The organism is Luteibacter sp. HA06 (assembly GCF_054061215.1).
The window spans coordinates 2,243,935-2,270,070 of sequence record NZ_JBSSDZ010000001.1 but is presented as its reverse complement, the minus strand read 5'-3'; the positions used below and the strand labels follow the sequence as shown (position 1 = coordinate 2,270,070).

25 protein-coding genes are annotated in these 26,136 nt (G+C 63.1%); 17 read left to right on the top strand and 8 right to left on the bottom strand.

Annotated elements, in window-relative coordinates; translation table 11 throughout:
* Positions 1-2 precede the first annotated feature (2 nt).
* The 5 genes from ACVWWJ_RS10380 to ACVWWJ_RS10360 all read left to right on the top strand — a co-directional run bounded on the left by ACVWWJ_RS10380 (position 3) and on the right by ACVWWJ_RS10360 (position 3,515).
* Positions 3-536: an RNA polymerase sigma factor gene (locus ACVWWJ_RS10380; RefSeq protein WP_456967740.1), complete on the top strand. Its 534-nt coding sequence runs from the start codon at positions 3-5 to the stop codon at positions 534-536.
* Positions 533-880 (top strand): hypothetical protein, encoded by a 348-nt coding sequence (locus tag ACVWWJ_RS10375; protein WP_456967739.1) that lies wholly within the window; start codon positions 533-535, stop codon positions 878-880. Before ACVWWJ_RS10380 ends, ACVWWJ_RS10375 begins: the two co-directional genes overlap by 4 nt.
* Positions 881-883: 3 nt before the next feature.
* Positions 884-2,047 carry an acyltransferase family protein gene (locus tag ACVWWJ_RS10370; RefSeq protein ID WP_456967738.1) on the top strand — a complete coding sequence of 388 codons (1,164 nt, stop codon included), beginning with the start codon at positions 884-886 and terminating at the stop codon, positions 2,045-2,047.
* A 31-nt stretch (positions 2,048-2,078) separates the two neighbouring features.
* Positions 2,079-2,468 carry a cupin domain-containing protein gene (locus tag ACVWWJ_RS10365; protein WP_159896790.1) on the top strand — a complete coding sequence of 130 codons (390 nt, stop codon included), beginning with the start codon at positions 2,079-2,081 and terminating at the stop codon, positions 2,466-2,468.
* Positions 2,469-2,555: 87 nt separating this feature from the next.
* A complete protein-coding gene (locus ACVWWJ_RS10360; protein ID WP_456967737.1) occupies positions 2,556-3,515 on the top strand; it encodes an MBL fold metallo-hydrolase in 960 nt (319 codons plus the stop codon).
* Here ACVWWJ_RS10360 and ACVWWJ_RS10355 read toward each other — a convergent pair.
* Together ACVWWJ_RS10355 and ACVWWJ_RS10350 are read right to left on the bottom strand one after the other, a co-directional pair.
* Positions 3,508-4,476, bottom strand: a complete 969-nt coding sequence (locus tag ACVWWJ_RS10355; protein WP_456967736.1) for a hypothetical protein — start codon at positions 4,474-4,476, stop codon at positions 3,508-3,510. The two genes, ACVWWJ_RS10360 and ACVWWJ_RS10355, sit on opposite strands and share 8 nt — an antisense overlap.
* A 30-nt stretch (positions 4,477-4,506) precedes the next feature.
* Positions 4,507-6,306 (bottom strand): MOSC domain-containing protein, encoded by a 1,800-nt coding sequence (locus ACVWWJ_RS10350; RefSeq protein WP_456967735.1) that lies wholly within the window; start codon positions 6,304-6,306, stop codon positions 4,507-4,509.
* 79 nt (positions 6,307-6,385) lie between these two features.
* Between ACVWWJ_RS10350 and ACVWWJ_RS10345 the strand changes: the two genes are divergently transcribed.
* Positions 6,386-7,294, top strand: coding sequence for an alpha/beta fold hydrolase (locus tag ACVWWJ_RS10345; protein WP_456967734.1), 909 nt, complete (start codon positions 6,386-6,388; stop codon positions 7,292-7,294).
* A gap of 3 nt (positions 7,295-7,297) precedes the next feature.
* Here ACVWWJ_RS10345 and ACVWWJ_RS10340 read toward each other — a convergent pair whose 3' ends face one another.
* On the bottom strand, positions 7,298-7,918 hold the full coding sequence (locus tag ACVWWJ_RS10340) for an FMN-dependent NADH-azoreductase (RefSeq protein WP_456967733.1): 621 nt from the start codon (positions 7,916-7,918) through the stop codon (positions 7,298-7,300).
* A gap of 65 nt (positions 7,919-7,983) precedes the next feature.
* Here ACVWWJ_RS10340 and pdxR point away from each other — a divergent pair, with 65 nt between their 5' ends.
* The 4 genes from pdxR to ACVWWJ_RS10320 all read left to right on the top strand — a co-directional run bounded on the left by pdxR (position 7,984) and on the right by ACVWWJ_RS10320 (position 11,370).
* Positions 7,984-9,411: a MocR-like pyridoxine biosynthesis transcription factor PdxR gene (gene pdxR, locus ACVWWJ_RS10335; RefSeq protein WP_456967731.1), complete on the top strand. Its 1,428-nt coding sequence runs from the start codon at positions 7,984-7,986 to the stop codon at positions 9,409-9,411.
* Positions 9,412-9,493: 82 nt separating this feature from the next.
* On the top strand, positions 9,494-9,949 hold the full coding sequence (locus ACVWWJ_RS10330; protein WP_456967730.1) for a carboxymuconolactone decarboxylase family protein: 456 nt from the start codon (positions 9,494-9,496) through the stop codon (positions 9,947-9,949).
* An 11-nt stretch (positions 9,950-9,960) separates the two neighbouring features.
* Entirely contained in the window at positions 9,961-10,281 is a 321-nt protein-coding gene (locus ACVWWJ_RS10325) for a DMT family transporter (RefSeq protein ID WP_159891999.1), read from the top strand.
* Positions 10,282-10,413: 132 nt separating this feature from the next.
* On the top strand, positions 10,414-11,370 hold the full coding sequence (locus ACVWWJ_RS10320; RefSeq protein WP_456967729.1) for a cupin domain-containing protein: 957 nt from the start codon (positions 10,414-10,416) through the stop codon (positions 11,368-11,370).
* Positions 11,371-11,429: 59 nt separating this feature from the next.
* Here ACVWWJ_RS10320 and maiA read toward each other — a convergent pair whose 3' ends face one another.
* On the bottom strand, positions 11,430-12,128 hold the full coding sequence (gene maiA / locus ACVWWJ_RS10315) for a maleylacetoacetate isomerase (protein WP_456967728.1): 699 nt from the start codon (positions 12,126-12,128) through the stop codon (positions 11,430-11,432).
* An 86-nt stretch (positions 12,129-12,214) separates the two neighbouring features.
* On the opposite strand from maiA, the gene ACVWWJ_RS10310 reads away from it, so the two are divergent.
* Complete coding sequence (locus ACVWWJ_RS10310; RefSeq protein ID WP_456967727.1) at positions 12,215-12,886, top strand: haloacid dehalogenase-like hydrolase; 672 nt, start codon at positions 12,215-12,217, stop codon at positions 12,884-12,886.
* A 12-nt stretch (positions 12,887-12,898) separates the two neighbouring features.
* On the opposite strand, the gene ACVWWJ_RS10305 is transcribed toward ACVWWJ_RS10310, so the two are convergent.
* Complete coding sequence (locus ACVWWJ_RS10305; protein ID WP_456967726.1) at positions 12,899-13,552, bottom strand: VOC family protein; 654 nt, start codon at positions 13,550-13,552, stop codon at positions 12,899-12,901.
* A gap of 113 nt (positions 13,553-13,665) precedes the next feature.
* Positions 13,666-14,559, bottom strand: coding sequence for an EamA family transporter (locus tag ACVWWJ_RS10300; RefSeq protein ID WP_159892017.1), 894 nt, complete (start codon positions 14,557-14,559; stop codon positions 13,666-13,668).
* A gap of 174 nt (positions 14,560-14,733) precedes the next feature.
* Between ACVWWJ_RS10300 and ACVWWJ_RS10295 the strand changes: the two genes are divergently transcribed.
* Together ACVWWJ_RS10295 and ACVWWJ_RS10290 are read left to right on the top strand one after the other, a co-directional pair.
* Positions 14,734-16,836, top strand: coding sequence for a phosphocholine-specific phospholipase C (locus ACVWWJ_RS10295; protein WP_456967725.1), 2,103 nt, complete (start codon positions 14,734-14,736; stop codon positions 16,834-16,836).
* A gap of 64 nt (positions 16,837-16,900) precedes the next feature.
* Positions 16,901-17,758, top strand: a complete 858-nt coding sequence (locus tag ACVWWJ_RS10290) for a LysR family transcriptional regulator (protein WP_456967724.1) — start codon at positions 16,901-16,903, stop codon at positions 17,756-17,758.
* Between the two features lie 57 nt (positions 17,759-17,815).
* Here ACVWWJ_RS10290 and ACVWWJ_RS10285 read toward each other — a convergent pair whose 3' ends face one another.
* The gene (locus tag ACVWWJ_RS10285) at positions 17,816-18,583 is read right to left on the bottom strand and encodes an SDR family NAD(P)-dependent oxidoreductase (RefSeq protein ID WP_456967723.1); all 768 of its coding nucleotides are present in this window, start codon (positions 18,581-18,583) and stop codon (positions 17,816-17,818) included.
* Positions 18,584-18,878: 295 nt separating this feature from the next.
* Here ACVWWJ_RS10285 and ACVWWJ_RS10280 point away from each other — a divergent pair, with 295 nt between their 5' ends.
* The 3 genes from ACVWWJ_RS10280 (at position 18,879) to ACVWWJ_RS10270 (ending at position 22,990) form a co-directional block, all read left to right on the top strand.
* Positions 18,879-20,456 carry an SDR family NAD(P)-dependent oxidoreductase gene (locus tag ACVWWJ_RS10280; protein ID WP_456967722.1) on the top strand — a complete coding sequence of 526 codons (1,578 nt, stop codon included), beginning with the start codon at positions 18,879-18,881 and terminating at the stop codon, positions 20,454-20,456.
* A gap of 146 nt (positions 20,457-20,602) precedes the next feature.
* Complete coding sequence (locus ACVWWJ_RS10275; protein ID WP_159891981.1) at positions 20,603-21,109, top strand: hypothetical protein; 507 nt, start codon at positions 20,603-20,605, stop codon at positions 21,107-21,109.
* 75 nt (positions 21,110-21,184) lie between these two features.
* Positions 21,185-22,990 carry a glycoside hydrolase family 97 catalytic domain-containing protein gene (locus ACVWWJ_RS10270; RefSeq protein WP_456967721.1) on the top strand — a complete coding sequence of 602 codons (1,806 nt, stop codon included), beginning with the start codon at positions 21,185-21,187 and terminating at the stop codon, positions 22,988-22,990.
* A gap of 24 nt (positions 22,991-23,014) precedes the next feature.
* Here the strand turns inward: ACVWWJ_RS10270 and ACVWWJ_RS10265 are convergent, their stop codons facing one another.
* Entirely contained in the window at positions 23,015-25,330 is a 2,316-nt protein-coding gene (locus ACVWWJ_RS10265; RefSeq protein WP_456967720.1) for a TonB-dependent receptor, read from the bottom strand.
* A 355-nt stretch (positions 25,331-25,685) separates the two neighbouring features.
* Between ACVWWJ_RS10265 and ACVWWJ_RS10260 the strand changes: the two genes are divergently transcribed.
* Positions 25,686-26,135: a YybH family protein gene (locus tag ACVWWJ_RS10260; protein ID WP_456967719.1), complete on the top strand. Its 450-nt coding sequence runs from the start codon at positions 25,686-25,688 to the stop codon at positions 26,133-26,135.
* Position 26,136: the final 1 nt, after the last annotated feature.

Sequence of the window (26,136 nt, the reverse complement as noted above, 5' to 3'; positions counted from 1 at the left end):
TAATGCCCAGGACCGACAGCGAGCTGATTGCCGCGTTCCTCTCCGGAGACCAGCCGGCATTCACCGATCTGGTCCGGCGGTACCAGTCGCCCATCCGCCAGTTCCTCAGGCGGCTGGCAGCGGGCGATCATGCGCTCGCGGACGATATCGCCCAGGAGACGTTCCTCAAGATGTTCACGAGCCTGACCTCGTTTCGAGGCGACGCCAGCCTGGCCACATGGCTGCACACGATCGCCTATCGCACCTTTCTGCGTCATGTGGCAAACCGTTCACGCATCTCCTTCGTCGACGATGACGACATGCCCGAAGCGATGTCCGTGGCACCGACGGCCATGTCGGATATTCTTGTCGAGCAGATGATGCAGCACCTGAGCCTCAACGAACGCGTGATGGTCACCCTGTCTTTTTCCGCCGGCATGAGCCACGCGGAGATCGCCCAGGTCACCCAGATGCCGTTGGGCACGATCAAGTCCCATATCAACCGCGCGAAGGCCAAGCTTGCGCGCTTGCTGGGCACCGAGGAGGCACGCGTATGACCGGACCAGATGTCGACGACGACCGCCAGGGCGGCGAGTCGCCCCCGCTCGCATCGCTGCTCGCTTATGAGCGGCAACTGGATGGCGATGCCTTCACCCGGCAGGTCATGGGCCGTGCCGTTCGCCGAAGCCGTCGGGGATGGGTGCTGCTCGCATCGCTGATCTGTTCGCTGGCTGTTGCGATCGGCATCCGGCCGGACAACTTCACCTTCCTGTCCGGAATACATCTGCCGCTGGGTACCCTGAGCGCCCTCGCGGCCAGCGTCCCGGCAGGCGGCGTGATCGCGATGTTGCTGATCGCCGTATTGATGATCGGCGCAAGCAAGACCGCGGACAGTATCTGAGTCGTGCCAGGCCGGAATCTCTACATCGACATGCTGCGCGGGCTATCCATTGTGATGGTCATGCTGCTGCACTACTCGCTGACGTACCGCTTGCATGGCAGTCCGCTTAACCAATGGGTATCCGTGCCCACGCTGCGCACGATCTTCTTCAACGGCAACTACGGTGTATCCGTGTTCTTCGTGGTATCGGGTTTCCTGATCACCACGAACATCATCCGGCGGTACGGATCACTGGCGGGCACCGACGTCGCACACTTTTACAAGTTGCGCTTGTTCCGCCTCTATCCGTCGGTCGTGCTGGCCCTGGTGATCATCACCGCGCTGGGCCTCGCCGGCCTGTCGAACTTCGCCAACGTGAGCAAACACGAGGACTTCGGCAATGGCTTCTTCGTCGTCGCCAACCTTTCGGTACTCACGTTCTGGCACAACATCCTCATGGAGCGGGTGGGGTACTTCAACTACGCCATGAACATCTACTGGTCCCTCTCGGTGGAGGAAGTGTTCTATCTCCTCTATCCCGTGGTTCTGGTGATCGCTCGCCGCCGCTGGCAGCTGATCCTCCTGGCCCTGGCTGCGATCGTGATCGGGCCTGCGTATCGCTGGCTACACAGCGATGACGAGCTGTTCTTCATGTACGGCAACCTGGCCTGCGTGGACATGCTGGTCTTCGGCTGCGTGGCGGCCGTGGCGGCCAGGCTCGTTGCCTGGACGCCACCGGTGCGCCGCGTTCTTGCCGCGCTGGCCGTTGTGGCGATGGCATGGGTGTACATGCAGGGAATCGACGGCAACGAGGCCTTCGGTGCGACCTTGCTCGGCATCGCCGCGGCGATCTTCCTCGCGGCCGTGTCACGTCTGCCGCCAGGCAGGGTCGCCCGCCACGCCGGGGGGCCGTTGGCCTGGCTCGGCTCGCACAGTTACGAGCTTTATCTCTTCCATATCGTCGTGCTGGGCGTCATGGGGCAGTGGGTGCCACGGGCTGCCATGACGCCGGAGTACAAACTGCCGATGCTCGCGCTGTTCTTCGTGCTCTCCGCGGCTTTCGCCTGGGTGATCGCGCGCTACTTCGGTGACCCGATCAACCGCCGCCTGCGCGCGCGGTACGCCCGCCGACGGCTCGAAGATTCAAGCGCCATGGAACCATCGCGGGTAAAGTTCGGCGAAGGGTAGAAGCCTTCTACCGAGTATCCAGGAGAGCGTCATGCGTCACGTCCGATCCATGGTCTGCGGCCTCGTGGCCGTGACCGGCCTGCTTGTGGGCACGAGTGCCCAGGCCGACAAACGTACCCAGCTGTCGCAGAACGACCTGAGCATCCCCGGCTGGGAGGAGATCCAGACGCGTGTCGACCTCGACCCGGGCCACATCGCGGCGAAGCACCGCCATCCTGGTGAGGAGATCATCTACGTGGTCGAAGGCACCATCGAATACGACCTCGAGGGCAAGCCACCGGCCACGCTGAAGGCGGGAGACGTGATCTTCGTGCCCAAGGGCGTGGTCCATAGCGCGAAAAACGTCGGGACGACGAACGCGGCCGAGATCGGCACGTACATCGTGCCCAAGGGCCAGCCGATCCTGGAGTGGGTGAAGTAGGGCAGATTGAACAAGAATTTGCGATGGCCAAGGCGCTGAATAGGCGGACTGTCGCGACATCCCTGTCGCCCTGTCGGAGATAGCGCCATGAGCCGCAGTCCGCTCCAGAGCATGCTTATCGATTCGGCCGTCGTGCTGGCCATCGTTGTCGGCGCTGTCGGCGGGCCGGCCCAAGCCGATACTCCCGCCAAGCCGGTCAGCCCGGTGATCATGATCAACAAGGCGGCAGCTACGACGCCGATCACTACCACGCCGTTACGGGGGTCCCTGAGCATGCTCTCCGGCTCCGGCGGCAATATCACCGTGCTGACCGGCAAGCAGGGCAAGCTCATGGTCGATGCGGGCATTGCGGTGTCCCGGCCACGCGTCGAGGCAGCGCTGGCGGCGATCAGCAGCGCCCCGGTCAAGTACCTCATCAACACCCACTACCACTGGGATCACACCGACGGAAATCCCTGGGTCAAGGACGACGGTGCGACGATCATTGCCACCGCCGGCACGGTGAAGCGCGTCTCCGTCGCCACCCGCGTGGACGATTGGGACTTCACGTTCCCGGCGCTCCCGACCAAAGGCATTCCCACCGAAATACTTACGGCCAACAAGACCTACCATTTCGACGGTCAGACCATCGAGGTCCGGCTGCTCGACCCCTCGCATACCGACACGGACCTGTACGTCGTCTTCAAGGAAGCCAATGTTGCTTCGCTGGGCGACCTCTTCTGGAACGGCGTCTACCCGTTCATCGATAACGAGAACGGCGGCGGTATCGACGGCATGATCAAGGCCGATGACGCTATCCTTGCCGCTCTGAACGACGACGTCGTTCTGGCGCCGGGCCATGGACCGGTGGGTACCAAGAAGCAGTTTCGTGAATTCCGCGACATGCTCGCGGGCGTTCGCGACAAGGTATCCGCCCTGAAGAAGCAGGGCAAGTCACGCGATGAGGTCGTCGCGGCAAAGCCAACAGCCCAATACGACGCGGTCTACGGGCACTTCGTTATCGACCCGGACTTCTTCACCCGCATCGTCTACGACGGGCTCAGATAGCTTCCCAGGTGCCCATTGCCAGGGAGTCCGGCGACCAGCCGTCCTCGAACAGCACCCACCGTTGCCGTAGCGCGTTGCGGCGACGGACGATGCGGCGTGGCATGAACTGCCAGTACTGTTCGGCTTCGACGAAGGCGGCGTCGCTGTGGGCATCCAGCCGTACATCGCCGGTCATCTGGAGCACATCGCCGGTGCGGAAGTCCGCGCACCACAGACCGGCGCGGGGGTTGAGCAGGAAATTGCCCAGCGTGTTGTAGAACGTATTCCCCGGGAATTCCGGTACGGTCAGGATGCCGTTGGCCTCGGCCCGCATGAAGCCGGGAAGGCCGCCGCGGTGGGATACGTCGATCTGCCGCTCGTCGCCTTCGCGGTCGACATACGAGGCGACGAAGAAGGTGTCGCTCGAGGCGATCAGCTCGCGCGCGGCGTCGTCGAGTGCGTGCAGTTCCTCGGCGTGCGTCGGGAGCCTGCTCGCCGCTGTCGACGGAAACGATGCCTCGCGCGCCTGGATGTACTTGGGGCAGTTGCCGAAACTCTGTTCGATCGCGATCCTGAAGCCACCGGGCGATGGGCGGTCGATGTGGCCATTCAACCGAAGGCGACGACGTACGGACAGATCGATGCCCAACATGCCGATCGCATCGCCTTGTTCCATGCCCTCGTCCGCGGGGTCCGATGGATTACGCTCTACGGCGACATCCAGGGCGAACGTTCCGTGCGGAGACAGGAAGCCGCGCACACCTTCGATCATGGTCGCCCATACGTCACCGGTGGTGTCGACGCTGCCGACGACGGCGTAGGACAGGCGGGCGTAGAACGCCTGTTGCACCGGGCTCATATTGTTGCGAAAGATCCGGACGTCCAGATCCGAGAGGACTTCATCCACCCCAGCGCGGTGTTGCATCTCGCGCTCTCCGGCGTGCCACTTCGAGGCAAGCTTCGATCGATTCGAATCGGACACGATAGGCTCCTGTCGGTTTTTCGTGTGTGCCTAGAGATCCAGCTCCACGTCCTGCGATGGCGATGAGCAGCAGATCAGGACGTTGCCCTCGGCCGGCGGCTGTAACGGCTCCATACCGTACGACACACTACCGTCGAGCATCGACGTCTCGCAGTTGTGGCAGACGCCCGAGCGGCACGCCCATCGCACGGGTACGTCGCAGGCCTCAGCCAACTCGAGCAGGCTGGCATACCGTGGGTTCCAGTGCACGGCCAGGCCACTGCGAACGAACGTGACCAGCGCGCCTTCGGTTGGTTCATCACCCGGTGGGTGCGGCGGTCGTGATGTCGTATGCACGAGGCCCGGACGCATGGCTTCCACGCCACCGAACAGCTCGGAATGAATGCGGGCTTCCGCGAATCCCTGGGCGAGGAGTCCGGCACGAGCCTCGTGCATGAATACCGAAGGGCCGCAAAGGTAGACGTGTGCATCGAGTGGAACGCCAAGGCGCTTGAGCGCGTCGACGGTAATCCACCCATGAAGGTCATAGTCGCGGCCCTGGGCGTCCGTGGCATTCGGGCGGCTGAATGCGATCAATCGTGTCACGGACGGGAAGCGGCCCAGCAGGTCGTGTACCTCGGCGGAGAACGCGTTTTCCTCGCCGTTCCGGCTTCCGTGAACCCAGTAGATATGCTTCCTGGCAGATGCCGGATGGCTGGCGAGTTCGTGGAGCATCGACAGGACGGGAGTGATTCCGATACCGGCGCTCCAGAGCACCACGGGATGCTCGTCCTGATCGAGGAAGAAATCGCCGCGCGGTGCGCTGATGGCGATCCGGTCGCCGTCCTTGACCTGCGTATGGAGAAAAACGCTCCCCTCGCCAAGTGCCCGCTTCACCGAGAACCGGTATTGGCCGGGCGTGCTGGCGTCGGACAGCGAGTAACTGCGTATGAGCGGTACCCGGGGTGGGGGTGGCGTCACCTTGATGACGATGAACTGGCCGCCACGTGCGGCGGGGAGCGGGATGCCGTTTGCGGCTTCGACAACGAAGGACCGCACGAAGGGGTCCTCCATGCGCGTCGAACGAATCCGCACGTCGCGAAAGCCATGCCAGGCAGGCTCTTCGCGGGGCGCCGCGGCAGGACCCGTCGCAAGCATGGACGCCAATGAGTCCCGCCAGCCTTTGCTGAGGGCGGGCACCCGGACGGCGCGTTCGAGCGCCGCGCGTGGATGGTCGGCCAGGTAAAGCAGTGCATCGACTTCGGTGATGCTCACGTCGTTTCCTGCGAGCTCCTTCGTGATGATGTCCCCGGCTCCGATCAAGCCTTCTTCGATCACCCGGCAATAGAATCCCGGCCGCTTGTGCGAGACCAGCAGGGAAGGCATGCGCGGCTCTTCCAGGCGCAACCCCACGCGATAGCAGGTGACCCGCGGCTGCGTTACCTCCAGCAAGGCGCCGCCGATGCGGAAACGGTCGCCGACGCATACGTCACTGTCCGGCAAGCCATCCACCGTGAGGTTTTCGCCGAACGACCCCATCGCCATGGGCGGCCGGCCCAGGAAGGCCTCCCAGTACCGGTACGAATCCACCTGGTACACCATCACGGCGCGGTGTTCGCCTCCATGGCCTTTCAGGTCACCTTGCCCGTCGCCGTCGATGTTGAGACGCCGCACCATGACGCGGCCGGAGACCGGGGATTTCCACACACCGGTGTAGACGACCTGACCCTGCCAGGGAACCTCCTTCGGAAGGCCGACATTCACGGATACCAGCGTGGCCACGATCGTCACCTCGATAGGCAGGCACGCGACGATCTTATCCCCACCGCAATCCACTGTGCGAATCGTCAAGAAACGCCCGGGGCGACAAGCCGTCGCCATCCGAAGGCCGTAGCCTGAAACGCGTTGTTCAATCCGGAGGTCCCTGCTCATGAGCGCGCAAGTCAAACCCTCTACCAACACCTCGCCCGTCGTGGTTCACCACCGGTTCGCCACGATCGACGGCCTGAAGATCTTCTACCGTGAAGCCGGCCCTGCCGACGCGCCGGTGTTCCTTCTGCTGCACGGGTTTCCCACGTCGTCGCACATGTTCCGCAACCTGATTCCGCTCCTGGCCGATCGTTACCACGTGATCGCGCCCGACTATCCGGGCTATGGCCAGAGCGACATGCCCGATCCATCGAAGTACGCATACACCTTCGATGGCTTCGGAGAGATCGTGGAAACATTGCTGGCACAACTCGGCGTCACGTCGTTCGCCATGTATCTGATGGACTACGGCGCACCCGTAGGCTGGCGGTTGTTCCTGAAGACGCCCGAACGTGTGACCGCCCTGGTCATCCAGAACGGAAACGCCTACGACGAAGGGCTGAAGACCTTCTGGGACCCGATCAAGGTCTATTGGAACGACGGCACGAAGGCGAGCAGGGACGCGCTGCTGGGCCTGGTCACGCTGGAGACCACGATCTTCCAGTACACCGATGGCGTCGACGACAAGACGCGCATCTCGCCCGACAACTGGGTGCACGACCAGGCACTGCTGGATCGACCGATGAACGCGGACGTGCAGATGGACGTCATGTACGACTATCGCACCAATCTTCCGCTGTATCCGGCCGTGCAGGAGCTGTTCCGCAAACACCAGCCACCGACCCTCATCGTCTGGGGCGAGCGCGACTTCATTTTCCCCGCTGACGGTGCACATCCGTACAAGCGCGACCTTAAAGACCTCGAGTTCCATCTGATCCCGACGGGGCACTTCGCCCTTGAAGACCGCGCCGACGAGATGGTGCCGCTGATCAGGGATTTCCTCGACCGGAAGATCGGCGGCGCGAAGTAAAACTCAGCTCGACGGGACCAGGGCGGAGAAGTGGGCCTGCAATGCCTTCTCCGTCTCGATCCGGGTCGCCACCACGGCGTCCGGGCCGGCTCCGGTACCTTCGACGGAGAAGAACGACAGGTCGTGCAGGCCGATCATCGCCAGGATGGTCCTCAGGTAGGGCGTCAGGAAGTCCGGTTGACGCGCGCGTTCGCCTGAAAAGCGGCCGCCGGAGGCTATGGCGACGTAGACCGGGCGGTCGTGCAGGGTTCCGACCTTCCCATGGTTGGTCATCGTGAAGGTCCGCCGGGCGCGCACGACGTGATCGAGCCATGCCTTCAGCGACGATGGCACTGTGAGGTTGTGCATCGGCGTGCCGATGACCACGATGTCCGCACGCTCGAGCTCCCCGACCAGCACGTCGGACAAGGCCATCGATCCGTCCTGCGAGACGTCATGCGTCGATGCCTGGGAGATCGCGTAGTTCATGTCGACATGGGGTAGGGAGCCGTCGCCGATCACGCGGTTCGCTACGACCGCTGTAGGGTCGCGTTGAAGCAGCAACTCGACGATGCGGCTCGAGAGCCGGTAACTCTCGGCGGCTTCGCCGCGGGGACTGCAACTCAGATGTAGGATGGTTTTCATGATTGCCATCGTACGGCCCGCGTGGTCTAGACCGAAGTGCCAAGAATGGAGTAAATAACTGGTCCATGGGAATCGCACGACCAGGTTATATCGGCTCGCTGGACGCCGAGGCATCATCGCCTTATTACCGGCAGATCTACGATCGCGTCCGTGATGCCATCTTCAGCGGCACACTCAAACCCGGAGACCGCGTGCCGTCCGCGCGCGCGCTGGCGGATGAACTCGGCCTCGCGAGAGGGACGATCGACGCAGCGTACGCCTTGCTGGTGGCCGAAGGTTATATCCAGACCCGCGGCCAGGCGGGCACCATCGTCACGCCCGGCATCAAGCCCAGGGCCCTGTTGGACGTTTCCAGTAAACCGGCGGCGCCGATGCGAGCCACGCCGAACGCCTTCCGCCCGGATTCGATCCGGCCTTTCCAGATGGGGCTTCCAGCCCTGGACGCGTTTCCGCGAAAGATATGGGCGCGGCTCGGCGCGCGATGCGCACGTGAGATGCATCCTGTCGACATGGTCCATCCCGCCGTGCATGGCCTCGAAGAACTTCGTCACCAGATTGCCGCCTACCTTCAGGTGTCGCGCGGCATCGATTGCCAGCCATCGCAGGTGTTCGTCACCTCGGGATACCGTCACACGCTGTCGATGATCGCCCAGGCGCTGATGAAAGCAGGGGATAAGGTCTGGACAGAAGACCCGGGCTATCCGCCGACGCGGGAACTACTCGGTCACATGGGGATCGCCAGCGTACCCGTGCCCGTGGATCAGGAAGGCATGATCGTTCCCGAGGGACTCCGGCTGGCACCGCGCGCAAGGGCTGCCGTCGTCACGCCAGCGCATCAGAGCCCGCTTTGCGTTTCCCTTTCCCTGGCCAGGCGCTGGGCACTGCTGGACTGGGCCACGCGAAACAAGGCGTGGATCGTCGAGGACGACTACGACGGCGAATACCGTTACGTCAGTCGACCGTTACCGGCACTGAAGAGTCTGGACAGGGAAGGGCGCGTACTTTACGCCGGCACGTTCAGCAAGGTTCTCTTTCCCAGCATTCGCCTCGCCTACCTCGTCGTCCCCGAAGCACAGGTGGAACGATTTGAAGAGGTAAGCCAGGTGTTCGCTGGCGGCAGTCCGTGGCTGACCCAGTCCATCGTCTCGGCCTTCATCAAGGAAGGGCACTTCGCGCGTCATATCCAGCGCACACGCAAGCTCTACGGCGACCGCCGCGAGGCCACGGCGGCGGGGCTGGAGAACGTGCTGGGAAAGTACGTGAGCATCGAACCCCAGCCCGGTGGCATGCATCTGATCCTGCGGTTGAAAGCCAGGCGTTCCGATCGCCGCCTGGTCGCCAGACTTATGGATGCGGGTCTGTACGCGGAGGCTTTGACCGACTGGACCGTGAGCCGCGATGGGGCCGGGGGACTGCTTCTCAACTTCACGAACATCGAGTCGCAAGGCATGGCGGAGCGGCTCGGCAAGCGAATGCTCGACATCATGGCCTAGTCGATAACTCATTACTTGGATCTTCTTGGGTATGCCAAGAAGCAGGAGCATGGCGTCCACCTACCCAACATGAAGCACCGCCATGAACCAGCGCATCGACTACTCAAAAGCTTCCCCGGACGGTTACAAGGCATTCGGCGGCGTCTACGTCACCCTGTTGAAGGGCAGCCTGCCGAAGGAGCTCATCGACCTCGTCTACCTGCGTGTGTCGCAGATCAACGGTTGCGCCTTCTGCATCGACATGCATTCGCGCGATCTGCTCAAGTCCGGCCTTGCCGTGGACAAGCTGGTCCTCGTTGCAGTGTGGCGTGACGCCGGCAACGTGTTCAGCGCACGCGAGAAGAGGGCGCTTGCCTGGGCCGAAACGGTGACCAACGTGTCGGCGACCGGTGTTCCCGATGCCGACTACGATGCCGCCGCAGGCGAATTCAATGGCGCGGAGCTCGCGGACCTGACCTACGCCATTGGCCTGATGAACGCCTTCAATCGCTTCGGCGTCGCGTTCCGCTCGACGCCTGCCGCCGTAGCCAACACCTGAGGGTCGCGGACATGGCCTGGACCTTGCTCAGTCTGGCGGGCGTTCTGGAGATCGCCTTCGCCTTCTTCCTGAAGTCATCGATGGGATTCACCCGGTGGTTGCCGGCGGTGCTGACCGTCGTCACCGGGTTATCCAGTGTCGTTCTTCTTTCCCTGTCGTTGCGCACACTCCCCGTCGGCACGGGCTACGCCGTATGGACGGGCATCGGCGCGGCTGGCACCGCGATTCTCGGCGTGGCCTTCCTGGGTGACTCGGCCGCACCGATGCGGTTGCTCTGCATCGCTCTCATCCTGGGCGGTGTCATCGGGCTGAAGCTGGTGTCGGCAAGCTAAGGGCTTCAGCATCCATCTATGGTGAGGCGCAGAGCCGGCGCAGCGGATTCGATGGCGGGAATTGCGATGGGGCCTGACCTCGACGAGCCCCGTTCGGAGCGATAGCATGCCCAAAAGGATCAGTGGATAAGCATGTCCCACGACATCGATTGGCTCAGTCGCTTTCTCGCCACGCTGTCCGTTACGGGCCGGCTGGAGATTCGCTGCCTGTATGGCGCCCCCTGGAATGTCACGTACGTCGACTCGCCGCCTGGCGAAATACCGTATCACCTGGTGATTCGCGGCACGGCTGTCCTCGAGCCGCCAGCCGGAGGAACGCCAGCAATGCTGACGGCGGGGGATATCGTGCTGATGCCACACGGCGGCGCGCATGTCCTTCGCGATGGCGGTGGCCACGCACCCGGCCCGGTGCACGAAGGCGGCGCGATGAATGTGCTGCTCAGTGAGAACGACGGGGAGGGGGAGCGCCTCGAAATGTTGTGCGGCCGCTTCGTGATCGCGCCACCGCATGATCGGTGGCTTCGTCACTACCTTCCTTCGACGCTCGTGGTCCGTGCCGGGAAATCGGCAAAAGAGAGTGAGTCATCCGCGGCCCGTTTAAAGCGATTGGTGTCGCTCATGCGCGAGGAAAGTCTCGATGGCGGGCTGGGCGGCTATGCCCTGTTGAATGCGTTGTCATCCGCGCTCTTTGCGCTGGTGTTGCGAGCGTCCAGCGAAGCCGAAGCGCCGCCACCGGGACTTCTCGCGCTGGCCGGACATCCCCGGCTCGCGCCGTCCATCTCCGCGATGTTCAACGAGCCGGCGCGCGCGTGGACACTTCCCGAGCTCGCCGCCCTGGCGAACATGTCGCGGGCCACATTCATGCGGCATTTCCAGGAGGGCCTCGGACGCTCGGCTGCGGAGTTCCTGCAGGACATACGCATGAGCGCGGCAGCCAATGCTTTGAGAGTCTCGGATCGTGCGACGGAAGAGGTTGCCGAGGCGGTGGGCTATCAATCGGTATCAGCGTTCCGGCGCGTCTTCACAGAACGCATGGGCATGACGCCTGGGGCATGGCGTCGCCAGTGCAGGTCCGTGGCACAGGGCTGAGGATCGATGGCCCCAAAGTCAGGGGCCGGTGCGCGCGATCCTCGGAGGATGCCGCGTTTTCATGCGGGGGCGCCTTGCTGAAGCAGCGGGTGCGCGCGGGCGAAGGCATCGAGCGCCGCGCAGTTCCTGACGATTCCCTCGATGGTCGGCGTACTCGTCAGGTCGATCTTCAGGGCCTGAGCACGGAAGACGAGGCTGACGAGGCAGATGTCCGCCATGGTGGGAGCGTCGCCGTGGCAGAACTTGCCTGTCTCCGACTCGGACGCCAGGCGTTGCTCGAGGCTTTCGAGATTGGTCGTCAGCCAGTGCACCTGCCACGCGATCCATGCTCCCTCGTCGAAACCGTGGTGCGTCGCCAGGTATTTCTTTACCCGGGGCGGCAGCAGAGGATTAGTATCCGTGACCAGTTGGGCGGAGATGGAACGGACCCGCGCGCGCCCATGAAGATCGTCAGGAAGCAGCGGCGGGTTGGGCACCTTTTCCTCGAGAAACTCGAGGATCGCCATCGACTGTGTCATCGGCGGGTTCCCGTGTTCGACAAGCGCGGGGATCACTCCTGCGGCGCTGATCGCCAGGTATTCCGGCGAGGTCTGTTCGTTCCTGTCCAGGTCGACGAATCGCTCATGCGCCGCCAGCCCTTTCAGGTTCAGCGCGATCCGCACGCGATGCGTCGCCGCTGTGCGCCAGAAGGCGTAAAGGTCGAAGTCTGCATTTACTGACATAACCAAGGGGCCGTCGGTGAGAATGGCCGCGAGCATGAGCGCTCCTTTCCATAACGTCCAAGATCGGTTGATTATCACTGCTATAAGTTTTTCCGATCGGCAATCCGGATATCATCCGCTCCATGAAGCAGCACGACGGGAATTACGCCGTATTCGACCTCGACAAGACCCTTTTGTCGGCGGATTCGACGGCGGTCTGGATGCGCGTGCTGTTGCAGGCGTCCCCGGTGAGGATGCTTGCCGCGCTCGTTGCCCTCGTGCCCGCGCTGCTTCTCCTGAAGCCGGCATCGACGCGGGGCATAGGTGCATCGGTGCTGCTGTGGATCGCCACGTTCGGACTTGACGAGGCCGCGTTGAAGAAGAATATCGACGCATTCGTGAAGCGCTTCGGGGAGGGCACCCGGGCACTACGCTGGTTCGACGACGCCATCGTCAAGGTGCGGGAGCATATGGCTGAAGGCCATCGTGTCGTCGTAGTCACCGCCGCTCCCCAGTGGCTCGCAGAGCGCCTCGTCGTCGCGATCCACGGCGACGTGCAGGTTATTGGTTCAACCCTGCAAAGGACCGCCAGCGGTTGGGTCATCAAGCGCCACTGCAGAGGGCAGGAGAAGTGCACGATGCTTGCCGAAGCAGGACACGGCGATGCCTGGCGATGGGCCTATAGCGACAGTGACGAGGACGCGCCCATGCTTGCGCGGGCGCAGGAGGCCTTTCTGATTAATGCCAGCGAACGAACCCAACGACGCGCGGCAGACCGGGGTGCGGGCCATGCGGTTGTGCTCTGCTGGAATTAACAAGCAGGCGCATCACTGCGGCAGTTCTTTCCCCGTCTGCTCAGCCAGGATGTAACTGGCGTACCAATCCGGCCAGTTCTCATCGTGTTGACCACCCGTGCGTTTCTCGTGCTCGCCATGCGCAGCGCCCGCGCGGCGTAGCGCAGCTGCGAGCTCGGCCGTCGCAGTGAATGTTGCTGCGTTCGGGTCGACGCGGCCAGCCAGTCGCTGCGTGATCTCCTGGAAGAGCCAGCCGTTGCCATCGGGGTCGGCGAACGACGCGAATGAGCGGTAGCTGCTGTGTTCCGGATGCGGACCACCGCCCCTGACCCGACCGAACAGATACGGCGCGTCGGGTCCCTCGTAGACGCCAGCGCCATCGTGGAACACGTCGCTCACCTCGATACCGCGGCCGATGAGTTCCTTGCGGGCAGCCTCGACGTCGGAGACGATCAGGTACAGACCTTGAGCGGATCCGGGGGCGGCGGGAGTCACGTTCTTGCCGAAGATCACCGAACAACCGGAACCCGGCGGCGTGAACTGGATGACGCGGAAATAGCCGTCGTCGGAGGCGAAATCGGCGTCCAGCCTCCACCCGAGGGTGTCATAGAATCGCTTGGCGCGATCGACGTCCGATACCGGGATCACCACGATCTCGAGTTTCATTTCTACTGCGCTGCTGCTCATGCGAACCTCCGGGTGAACGGGCCGCTGCATACTGTGCTTCGCATGGTGTAGATGCGGATTCGCCTGTGTCTTGGTGAATCCGGCCGGACCTTATGTTCTGTCCAGGCCTTCGATCAGTTCGTCGTTGCCGTCTGCCGCCGCTTGACGCCACTCACAGCCAGCAGCCCGGCCACGATAAACGCCATGCCCAACCACTCGTTGGGCATCGGCTTCTCATGCAGCACCACCCAGGCCATGAGCACGCTGAGCACGGGGACCGCCAGCGACGACACCGACGCGACGGCGGTGGGCAAGCGCCGAACCACCAGCAACCAGAGCGTCCAGGCCAGGCTGGTGGCCAGGATCACCGAATAAGCCAGGCCGGCGATGAATGCCGGGCTCCATTCGATGGGCCGCTCGGGCACGAAGAACGCGACGATGGCGAGTGCAGCGGCGCCGAAAGCCATTTGCCACGCGGTGAAGGTGAGCGGGTCGGGCTGGTGACGTTGGAACATGCGCTTGCTGGTAACGGTGCCCAGCGCCCAGCACAGGCCCCCGAGCAACGCGAGCACCGTGCTCACCGGGTTGCCCAAGCCATGCCATGGCGCGATGACACAGGTGAGGCCGACGGCGGCCAGTGCCAGTCCGATCCAGTGCCGGCGTGTCGGACGCTCACTCAACAACAACCACGCCAGCAACACGGCCCAGAACGGCATGGCGTAGGCGAGCAGGACCACATGGCCGGTACCGCCGGACGTCAGCGCCAGCTGGCCCAGACCCTGGAAGGCTGCTGTCTGGGCGAGGCCGGTAACGATCGTGCCGGCCAGCGGCGGAGGTGCAAGCGGCCTGCGCATGACGACCAGCACGACGAACAGCAGCGCGGCACCCATCGCGTAGCGCAACGCGCAGAACTCGAAGGGGCCCGAGTACTGCAGGACCAGCTTCATCACGATCCAGCTGAAGGCCCAGATGACCAGCGTGGCACCCAGGGCGATCATGGCGCCCGGCGATCCTTTTGATTCGTTCATCGGGCCATTGTCAGCCAGGAAGCCGACTTGTGACGCCCGTCGGGAAATGTGACGCGCGTTGCGGTTTCGGTCCGGCGGCGCCAGCGCCACCGGCAGCGTGCAGAAACTGTCACATCCCACCGCGACAATCGCGGCGGCAGGGGAAACGACAGCGCACGGAAATAAAGGATACGCATGACGATCCAGGACCGACGGCACTTCCTGAAGCTTTCGCTCGGCGCCGCGGGCGCCGCTCTCACGGCATCGGTGGTGCCACCGTCGATCCAGAAGGCGCTCGCGATTCCAGCGGCGCGACGTACGGGCACGCTGAAGGATATCGAGCACGTCGTCATCCTCATGCAGGAAAACCGCTCGTTCGACCATTACTTCGGCAGCCTGCGTGGCGTACGTGGTTTTGGTGATCCGCGGACGCTCACGCTTTCGAGCGGTCGTTCGGTCTGGCACCAGCCCGTGACTGCTGGCAGCGATGACTACCTGCTCCCCTTCCGTCCGCAGGCCGATAACCTGGGCCTGCAGTTCATCGAAGACCTCCCGCACGGCTGGAACGATACGCATGCCGCGTTCAACGCCGGCAAGTACGACCAATGGGTGCCATCGAAGGGCACGACGACCATGGCCTACCTGACGCGACAGGACATCCCTTTCCATTACGCGCTGGCCGATGCCTTCACCGTCTGCGACGCGTATCACTGCTCGATCCTCTCTTCGACGGATCCCAATCGCTACTACATGTGGACCGGCTACGTCGGCAACGACGGGCAGGGCGGTGGACCGGTGCTCTCCAATGCGGAGCTCGGCTACGGCTGGACGACGTATCCGGAACGCCTTGAGGCCGCGGGCGTGTCCTGGAAGGTTTACCAGGACATAGGTACGGGTCTCGACGCCGCGGGCGGCTGGGGCTGGGGATCTAATCCCTACATTGGCAACTACGGCGACAACTCGCTGCTCTACTTCAATCAGTACCGCAATGCGGAGCCCGGTAATCCGCTCTACGACAAGGCACGCACGGGCACGAACACGCTGAGCGGCCAGTCGCTGTTCGATATCCTGCAGAAAGACGTTATGGCCGACCGCCTGCCGCAGGTCTCGTGGATCGCGGCTCCGGAAGCGTACACCGAGCATCCCAGCTGGCCCGCCAATTATGGCGCCTGGTATGTCGATCAGGTCCTCGATGCCCTGACCGCCAACCCGGAGGTCTGGAGCAAGACAGCGCTCTTCATCACCTATGACGAGAACGACGGATTCTTCGATCACATGCTGCCTGCGTACCCGCCGGCATCGCGCGATCGTGGTCTGTCGACGATCAGCACCGATGGCGAAGTCTATGCGGGCGGTAACGGTTTCAATCCGGGCGTGTATGGCCTGGGTGTGCGTGTGCCGATGATGGTGGTCTCGCCTTGGAGCAAGGGTGGCTGGGTATGCTCGGAGACCTATGACCACACCTCGATCCTCCGCTTCCTCGAACAACGCTTTGGTGTGCGCGAGCCCAACATCTCGGCGTGGCGACGTGCCGTTTGCGGCGACCTGACGCGAGCCTTCGATTTTGAAGGCCACGATGGTCGTGTGCCGCCGTTGCCGCCGACGAAAGCCTACGAGCCTGACAAGGGCACACACACCGATTTCAGTCCGACGCCGCCGACCAGTCAGCACCTACCGCGGCAGGAGCGGGGTCAGCGCCCGGCGCGCGCGCTGGCGTACGCGCTCGAAGTCACGGGAAAAATCGACCAGGGGCAGGGACGCTATGTGCTGGACTTTGCTAACACCGGATCCCTCGGTGCCTGCTTCAGCGTGTCGTCGTCGCTACGTTCCGATGGACCCTGGACCTATACGGTAGAGGCAGGCAAGGCTTTGTCCGACTACTGGACCAGCGCGAACAGCGGGGATGCTTACGACCTTACGGTGCTCGGTCCGAATGGCTTCCTTCGCCAGTTCAGCGGCAAGCAGCCAGCCCAGGGCGACGATCGCCGTCGCTTTGCGCTGCCCGAAGTCACGATGTCCGAGGGGCGCCACACGGGTGAGCTACGTCTGATGCTGACCAATGCCGGTGGCAGGCCCTGCGCCATCACGGTCGAGGCCACGGCGTATCTCCACCAGCCGCCGCAGCGCTTCTGGCTGCAGCCAGGGGAGCGTGCCGAGGCTCACTTCGACATCGGCAGCTGCGACCATTGGTATGACCTGACTGCAACCTCGGATGCCGATCCGCTGTTCCTGCGCAGGTTCGCGGGGCATCGCGAGACGGGTAAGGCTTCCTTCTCCGATCCGGCCTTTGGGAGCTGATCAGGCATTAGAATGCCCTGAAAGAAACCGAGGTCTCAGGAAGCCGTTGGATCGATACCAATCCATGCTGACGTTTGTGCGCGTCGTCGAAACCGGGTCGTTTTCGGCGGCGGCACGCGTACTGAAGGTCGGTCAGCCTGCCGTTTCAAAAGTGATAGCCCAGCTCGAGCAACGACTGAATGTCAGGTTGCTCGTCCGCTCGACCCACGGGCTCCGTCCAACCGAGGCTGGCCAGCGCTTCTTCGATCGGGCACGCGTGGCGGTCGAGGACGCCGACGAGGCAGAACGCGCGGCCCGCGACGAAAGCCAGGGCCTGTCCGGACGACTCCGGGTATCCGCTGCGACGACCTTCGCGAGGCTGCACATCGTTCCGCATCTGCCAGCGTTCCTGGCGGCGCATCCGGATATCGAAGTCGACATTGTCCTCGACGACCGGATGATCGACCTGATGACGCAGGGCATCGACCTTTCGTTGCGCATGGGCAACCTGGCCGATTCCAGCCTTGTCGCCCAGAAACTGGCGACCGGGCGACGCTCCGTGGTTGCGACGCCAGCGTATCTCCAGCGCGCGGGCGAGCCGACGCGCCCCGAAGAACTCGCCACACACGAAGCCGTCGTCTACAGCCAGCTCCCCGATGCCTGGGTGTTCGAACGGGCGGGGGAGGAAGTGCCCGTAGTGATGCGGGGCAGGGCGCGTTTCAGCGCCGCGGAAGGCATCCGAGCAGCCGTGCTCGCCGACATGGGCCTCGCGGTGACGTCCGACTGGATGTTCGCCGACAAACTGATCGACGGTTCGGTGCGTCGCCTGCTGCCGGATTGGAACCTTCCCTCCATCGATCTTTGGGTCGTGTACCCCTCGGGACGAATGGCGAGTGCGAAGGCCCGCGCGTTCACCAGCTTCGTGCAAGGCATCGTTGCCTGAGGTGGAACCGGGACCGCTGTTCGGTCCCAGTCCTGTCCTCGTCGCCAATCCTGCGACTTACGCGTTCCAGCCGCCATCCACGGTGAGGCTTTCGCCATTGGTGTAACCGGCTTCGGGGCTCGCGAGATACGCGACGGCGGCCGCGATCTCGTCGACACGTGCAAAGCGCCCGACGCTCGCCAACCGCGTCATGATCCCGTGCGCTTCGCTGCCCGCCGGAGGGGACAGCTCGGTATCGGTGGGACCCGGCTGTACGGCGTTAACGGTGATACCGAACTGGCCGAGCTCGCGGGACAAGCCGCGGGTGAAGCCACGCACGGCGAACTTCGTGGCGATGTACAACGTTACGCCGGGCAAGGGCGCAGCTTCGCCGAACGCGGAGCCGATGTTGATGATGCGTCCCCAGCCCACGGGGACCATGCGCTTCGCCGCCTCGCGAGCCAGGGCGATCGGTGCACGTACGTTGAGGTTGAACTGTCGTTCGTATGACTCATCCGTCGATTCAAGGAACGGACCGTAGTCGACGGTACCGGCGTTATTCACGAGCACGTCCAGGCGACCCTTGAAACGACCGTCGAACGCGCCGTCGACGGCGGCGAGAAGACTTGCGATGCCTGCCGTCGTCGACAGGTCTGCCTTCACCGCCTCGGCCTGACCGCCGTCGGCGCGGATAGCGTTGACGACGGCGTCGGCCTTGTCGGCACTGGCGCTGTAATTGACGAGGACAGCCGCGCCTTCGCGCGCCAGACGCGTGGCGATTGCGGCACCGATGCCGCGTGATGCACCGGTGACCAGGGCGAGTTTATGTTCGAGGGGCTGCTTCATGATTCTCTCTCAGTGGTAAGACGAAGCGTTGTTGCTTCGGACGAGAGAGATGCTGCTCCGACGAAGCGGCATGCTGAAGCTGCGTCGCTGGCATATCGCTAATGCTTTTCGGGAATAGCGCCCGGGACCACGACCCGGTATGAGCCTTTGCCCCGCGGCCGTGAGTCGAGCGTAACGTACTGATCTAACAGCGTATATTTGACAATCGAGAACACAACGGGCAAGATAGGCGGTTCACTACCTGCGCTACCTGCTGCTCGTGCATCTAAAACGGTGCCGCCCATCGATACGGAAAATGCTCGTGACCACTGCCACACCGCTGCCGTCGGCCGCCGACACCGCACTGCTGGAGCGCTTGCGCGCAGCGGCGCAGCTCCTTGAATCGGTTGCTGCCGATCGACTTCTGCTGGAGGGCATGCCTGCGGATGACCGCCAGCGCCTGCTCCAGGCCGTGGCGCAGGTCTATCATCCCGATCCGGGCGAGCGTCGGGTCAGGCTGAAGGCGGCACAGAAGGCGCGTCATGCGTCGAAGATCAAGGCCGAGGACACGGTGCTCAACGAGACCGGCATTCGCGCACTGCGCCGCAAGCCGGTGTTCACTACGCCCAATGTGTTTGCTCCGGAAGGCTTCGAAGCGAACGACGTCCCGCCCGAGTCCGACGCCGCGCAGCCGCGTGAGTCGATCGAGCCCAAGCATTGCTATGTGTGCAAGAAGAAATATTCGTCGATTCATTTCTTCTACGATCAGCTGTGCCCGGACTGTGCTCCGTTCAATTACGCCAAGCGCACCGAGCTGGTCGACCTGCGCGGACGCGTCGCGCTGCTGACTGGCGGTCGCGTGAAGATCGGTTACCAGGCTGGCCTGAAGTTACTGCGCGCCGGTGCGGAACTGATCGTCACCACGCGCTTCCCGCGCGACTCGGCGGCACGTTATGCCGAGGAGCCGGACTTCGGCGAGTGGGGCCATCGCCTGCAGGTTTACGGCCTCGATTTGCGCCACACGCCCAGCGTCGAAGCGTTCTGCCAGGAGCTGGTTGCCACGCGGCCGCGGCTCGACTTCATCATCAACAACGCCTGCCAGACCGTGCGTCGTCCGCCCGACTTCTACGCGCACATGATGGACGGCGAGACCGCCGCACTGCACGACATGCCGGAGCACGTTCGCAAGCTGGTCGGTCACTATGAAGGACTGCGTGGCTCGAACATCCTGCCTGAGGCCGGTGTGTCGATGACCTCGCTGACTAGCGACACTGCGAAGCTGTCTGGCCTGACGCGTGCCGCGGAACTGTCCCAGATTCCCTTGCTGCCCGAAGAACTGCTGGCCCAGAGCCATCTCTTCCCCGAGGGCAGGCTCGACCAGGACCTGCAGCAGATCGACCTGCGCGAGCGCAATTCGTGGCGCTTGCTGATGGCCGAGGTCTCGTCGGTCGAACTGCTGGAAGTGCAGCTGGTCAATGCCATCGCGCCGTTCATCATCAACGCGCGCCTGAAGCCCCTGATGCTACGCACCCCCGAACGCGACAAGCACATCGTCAACGTCTCGGCGATGGAAGGGCAGTTCTACCGGAACTTCAAGACGACGCGTCACCCGCATACGAACATGGCGAAGGCCGCGCTCAACATGATGACGCGTACCTCGGCCACGGATTACCACAACGACGGCATCCACATGAACAGTGTCGACACCGGCTGGGTGACCGACGAGGATCCGGCGGATCTTGCGGCGAAAAAGGTGCTTGAAGAGCGTTTCCATCCGCCGCTGGATATCGTTGACGGCGCGGCGCGCATTGTTGATCCGATTATCAGCGGAATCAACAGTGGCGAGCATGTGTGGGGGCAGTTCCTGAAGGACTACCGGCCGACGGATTGGTGATGCGGCCCCACCGAGGCGCGATGCGGATGTTTCCGTTGACCGCATCGACCGCGTCCACCAGACGTACTAGAATCGCCCGCCCGCTGCAGGGAATGTCGCTGCCGGGCGATACGGGTAGATCATTTTAGTCAGACAGGGAAATCGATATGACGAAGCAAATCATCGCCGCAATGGCGATGCTGGTCGTGGCACATGCGGCCTTCGCCGGCGATAGCGTGACGCTAAAGAAGCCGGTTACGTTCAATGAAGATGCCGATATCGCTAAATCGGTCCTGGACGAGTGCAAGCTCGAACAAGAACTTCCCGATGCGATCCTGTCGTCGGCGAAAGATAACGGCCTCACCGTCGCCGTGTCGTCCGACGTCACCACCGCTGGCCCCGGTCGGGTCCTCGAACTGGAAATCTCCGAAGCGGTTTCCGACGGAAACGCTTTCATGGGTCATCACAAGTCCATGGCCGTCAAGGGGAAGCTTTACGAGGGCGGCGAGATCGTCGGTAACTTCAAGGACCGCCGCATTTCCATGGGCGGTGCGTTCGGTCAGTTCAAGGGCAATTGCTCGGTGCTGGTCCGCATCACGAAAGAAATCGGCGAGGACGTTGGCACCTGGCTGAAGGAGCCGACGAAGAACGCCAAGCTGGGCGATCTCGATTAACTCTCAACGATGGCTCGTTGAGCCGTCGCGCCACATGTGGGATTCTCGAGGACTGGCCACCGACAGGATGCACGCATGCCGTCTGAAATCCGTTCGAGGGGAGTACGCCGTCTTACCGCCGCCCTTGCGGCCTTGATTGCCATACCGGCCGTCGCCAGCCCTCCGCTGGCGACGCTGGTCTTCCGCGACGGCGGTCGGCCCGTCCTTTCGGTCACCGATCCGAAGGGTGCGCCGCTGGTGGATGAAGTCCTCGGTCTTCGTACCATCGATGCCGATCTCACTCACGACATGAAGCTTGCCGGGACGCAGACGCGGCCGGTGACCGAGCGATACCGCATGACGACCGGCAAGCGGCTCGATCGCACCGCGAATCTCGCCGAGACCCGGTACTCGTTGAAGAACGCCAAGGGTCAGGCGCTCGACGTGGTGGTTCGCGTGGCGAACGACGGCGTGGCCTTCCGTTACGAGTTGCCCGGCGTGACACGGACTACCGTGCTCGGAGAGGCCACCCGTTTCATCGTGCCCGTGGATGCCAGGGCATGGCTGCTGCCATACGGCCCGCAGTACGAGAAGGAAAGGATAGAGAGCACGGCGGGCGGCGCCGCCTCGGGTGATTACGGTTATCCATCGTTGTTTCGCATCGGCGGAAGTTATGTGCTGGTCACCGAGGCCAATGCCGACGGCCGCTACGATGGGAGCCGCCTGTCGCATGTCGCCGGCTCCGGAACGTGGGGCCTGACCCTCGCTGATGCGCGTGTCGACAGCACGGGTGTCACGCCGTGGCGTACCGTCATCACGGGCGATCTCGCCACCGTCACCGAATCCACGCTGGTGGACGATCTCGCCGATGCATCGAAGCTCACCGATGTCTCATGGGTTCGTCCGGGCAAGGTGGCCTGGTCCTGGCTCAGCGAGCACGACAGTCCCTCCGACCCCCAGCGGCAGCGTGCCTATGTGGATTTCGCAGCACGCAACGGCATCCCTTACGTACTCGTCGACGAGGGCTGGAAAGACGCATGGGTTCCCGACCTGGTGCGCTACGCCAACGCGAAGCATGTCGATATCCTGCTCTGGTACCACTGGTCGAAGCTGGATACGCCTGCGAAGCGCATGGCGGAGTTGACCAAGGTGAAAGGCTGGGGCGTCAAAGGCGTCAAGATCGACTTCATGGAATCGGATTCGCAAGACCGCTTCCGCTGGTACGACGCCACCCTTGCCGACACGGCCAGCCTGCAGCTGATGGTGAACTTCCATGGGGCCACGGTTCCGCACGGCCTGGCGCGAACCTGGCCGCACCTGATGTCCATGGAAGGCGTGCGCGGCGCCGAGAATAATCCGCCCGCTGTCGGCAACACGATCCAGCCATTCACGCGGAACGTGGTGGGCTCGATGGACTACACCCCAGTCGCCCTCGACGCCGGTCGGCAGGAGGCGAGCATTGCCCACGAAGTCGCCTTGCCGATCGTATTCGAATCCGGATGGACGCATCTGGCGGACCGCCCGGAAGCCTATGAATCACGCCCGGTCGCGCTGGCGTTCCTGGACCAGATCCCGACCGTGTGGGACGAAACGAAACTCATCTCAGGTACGCCCGGCCAGGACGCGATCTTTGCCCGGCGCAGCGGTCACCGGTGGTTTATTGGCGCCATCTCCGCCGGTGCGGGGCGCCGCCTCACCGTACCGTTGGCCTGGTTGCAGGCCGGCTCGTGGCACGCCGACATCGTCCGTGACGGTGTAGGTCGCGGCGATGTCGTTCGCAGTGCCCAGGTCGTTGCTGCGGATGGAAACCTGTCATTTGACGTGCCGGCAAACGGGGGTTTTGCCGCCATCCTGTGCCCGTTGGCACAGGCGCGGGTAGCCACGGATTGCTACGACAAATAATCATCCCCTGGTGTGATCGTTTTCTTAATACTGATACTGCAACGTCACACCAATGGTCCGCGGCTGGTTGAGCGCCACACGCCGCGTCGTCGGCAGGTCGGCTGAGATCGCGACGGGCAGGTCGGTCTCGCCGTGCTTGTCGAACAGGTTGGTCGCGTAGAGCGAGATGTCGATGCCGTTACGACCTTCCACGCCCATGCGGATGTTGGTGGTCGCGAAGCCGCCGCGCCGATAGAACGGGCTGTCACGGTCGTAGAGGAAGTTCGAATTGCCCACGTAGCTGACGTCGGCGCGCATGAAGCCGTCGTATTCCACGTTGACGCGGTGACGATACTCGGCCCCGAGCGAGCCGGTGAAGCGCGGCACGTTGACGAGGCGATCGCCGTCCTTCGCATCGGTACCGGGGACGTCGTTCTTCAGGTGCGCATCGTTGTAGCTGAAGCCGGCGCTCAACGTCACGGCGTTGATGGGCAGGAACTTCATTTCCAGTTCCGCGCCCTGGCTGACTGCTTTACCGAAGTTGGCCGTGATGTTGTAGCCGCAACCGAGCACGATCTGCTGCTGAACGTGGTTCCAGTCGATGTGGTAGACGGAGGCATCGACGAGCAAGCGGCGTTCGAGCCATGCGCTCTTGAACCCCAGCTCGTAGTTCCACAGGGTGTCCGGGTTGTACTTGTTCAACTGCGACTGGCTCAGGCCGAGGCCCGCCACTTCGGTGCCGCACAGTGCAGCTGGTGCGGGATTGTTCGGGCCGCCCGGGCGATAGCCCTGCGAGGCCGTGGCGTAGACCATGTTCTCGGGACTGATCTGGTACTGCAGCGTGAACTTGGGCGTGCTGCCGTAATCCTTCGAGCTGCTCTGCACGGCACTCGGACCGCCGTTGAGCAAGCCGTCGCCCGTCTGCGAGAAGCCCTGCTTGACCTCGAACGCACGGATACCCGCGCTGGCTTTCAGCTTGTCGGTGATGTTCCAGGACAGCTCGCCGAACACGGCGTACTCATGCAGCGTGGCCCTACGCGCGCCGGCATAAATGGTCGAGTAGTCCGGGAACGGATTGTTGAACGTCTGGTTGAAGCCCTCGGGATACGGAATGGACGAGACCAGCGGCGCACGAACGTCGTGATAGAAGCCGCCGAGGATCGCCTGTACCGGTCCATCGAACTTGCTGGTGGCCCGCACTTCCTCGGTGAACTCCTTGTTCTTGTAGCTGCCGTACATCGTAGTGGGGTACACGCTGGGCAGGCCGAAGAAGTAGTTGATGACCTTGGAGCTGTCATCGTGGATGTTCACGTCGCGGGTGAAGTACGAGGACGATGACATCAGCTCGAACGCGTCGAACTGCTTGTGAATGGAAAGATTGGAGATCGTCGACTTCTGCACGTTGTTCTCGTTGACGTCGCGCACCTGGTACGGGTTGTCGAGCGTCGCGGGAATCTTATCGTAGGTAAACGGCGATCCGAGCTTGGAATACTGGTAGATAAAGCTGGGTGTGATGGTGAGCGTGTCGTCCGGCTTGATCAACATGGCGACGCGCGTGCCGTAGGTCTTGTACGTGTTGACGTTATCCTTCTTCTTGCCGTCCGGGTCCGCTTCGAGATAGTTGGTCGGCGAGATGGGATAGCGGTCGATATAGCCGTCGTCATCGCGGTAGTAGGCCGACACGCGCAGCGCGACCGTATCCTTGATCAGGGGAACGTTCAGCACGCCGTTGACGTTCGCATTCGGGCCGCCGTTGTGCGTGCCCGAGACATCGGTCTTGATGCGGGCCTCGACGAAATCCAGGTCCGGCTGGTTGGTCACGTACTTGACCGTGCCACCCATGGAGCTCGAGCCGTAGATCGTGCCCTGCGGTCCACGAAGCACTTCGACGCGCTCGATGTCGAACACCGAGGGGTCGATGACACCACGCGTCGATAGCAGCGCGGCATTGCTCGATGCCGCGATGGGCACATCGTCGAGGTAGTAACCGACGGTGGCCGCGGAGCCCGCGCTCGACGAGATGCCGCGGATAATCAGGTTGTTCTCGCCCGGGCCCGAGGAGGCGACAGTCAACGACGGCGCGATACGCGCCAGGTCGACGAGACTGGTTACACCCTGGCGTTCGAGTTGCTCTCCCGTCAGCGCGGTCATGCTGATCGGCACCTTCTGGATGTCCTGCTCACGCTTGGCGGCCGTCACCGTGATGCCTTCAAGGGTCTGCGGCGTGTCGGACGCCTGGGCCCGTTTCTTCTCGGCGGCCGGGGTGGGCGCAGCTGCGTCCTGCGCACTGGCAAGGCCCGAGGTCAGGGCCATGGACAGCAGGGCCGTGTAGAGCAGGGTGCGCTTGAGATCGTTGTTCATGGAACTCCCCCGAAATGACGTGCATACCTTTCACGCACGCTCTTCGATGAGAGCGTGTTCTTGAGTTCGTGTGCGTTGCCCCTGGTCGTCGATGCCATGGAAGAACCCATGGGCGGCGGCCCTTGCTCGGTTAATGCCGGAAGTCCCTGACCGGCTGCGCCCTCGTTACCCTGGCACCGGATGTCTAGCCGTCTGAACCGCGATTGCTGCGGTGCATCGTTCCTGATTCCGATCAGATCAAAAAGTTTTGATGGCGTCAAGCTTTTACGTTACGATCAGGTTGCAATCGCAATTAGCCACCTAAAAGGTCCCGCCATGGGCGGCAGCGCTACTTATCCGATGCTCCAGGGGTCCCATGAAAACGATGTCCGTTCTGTTCTGCGCCGTGAGCGCAGTGGTGGCGACCGCCACCGTGTCGGCTGAAACACCGGCCGTGTCGACCGCCCAGGCCATCAAGCAGGCACTCGATACCAGCGCCGCGGCGTGGTCAGCGGGTGACCTCAAGACCTTCATGGAGTGCTACGAGCATGCTCCCGGCACGCGCTACGTGAGCTCGAGCGGCACCATCGAGGGCTATGAAGCGATCGAGGCGATGTACAAATCGCGCTTCCAGAAGCCCGGTGCCAGCTTCGGCAAGCTCACCCTGGAACTGATCGACGTCAAGCCATTGGGTTCCCAGTACGCCTTCGTCGTTGGCCGCTACCACCTCAAGCCGGACATGGGTGCGGAGATCTCCGGGATTACCACGCTGCTGTTCCATAAGGTCGGCACGCGATGGTTGATCAGCAGCGATCACAGTTCGTAAG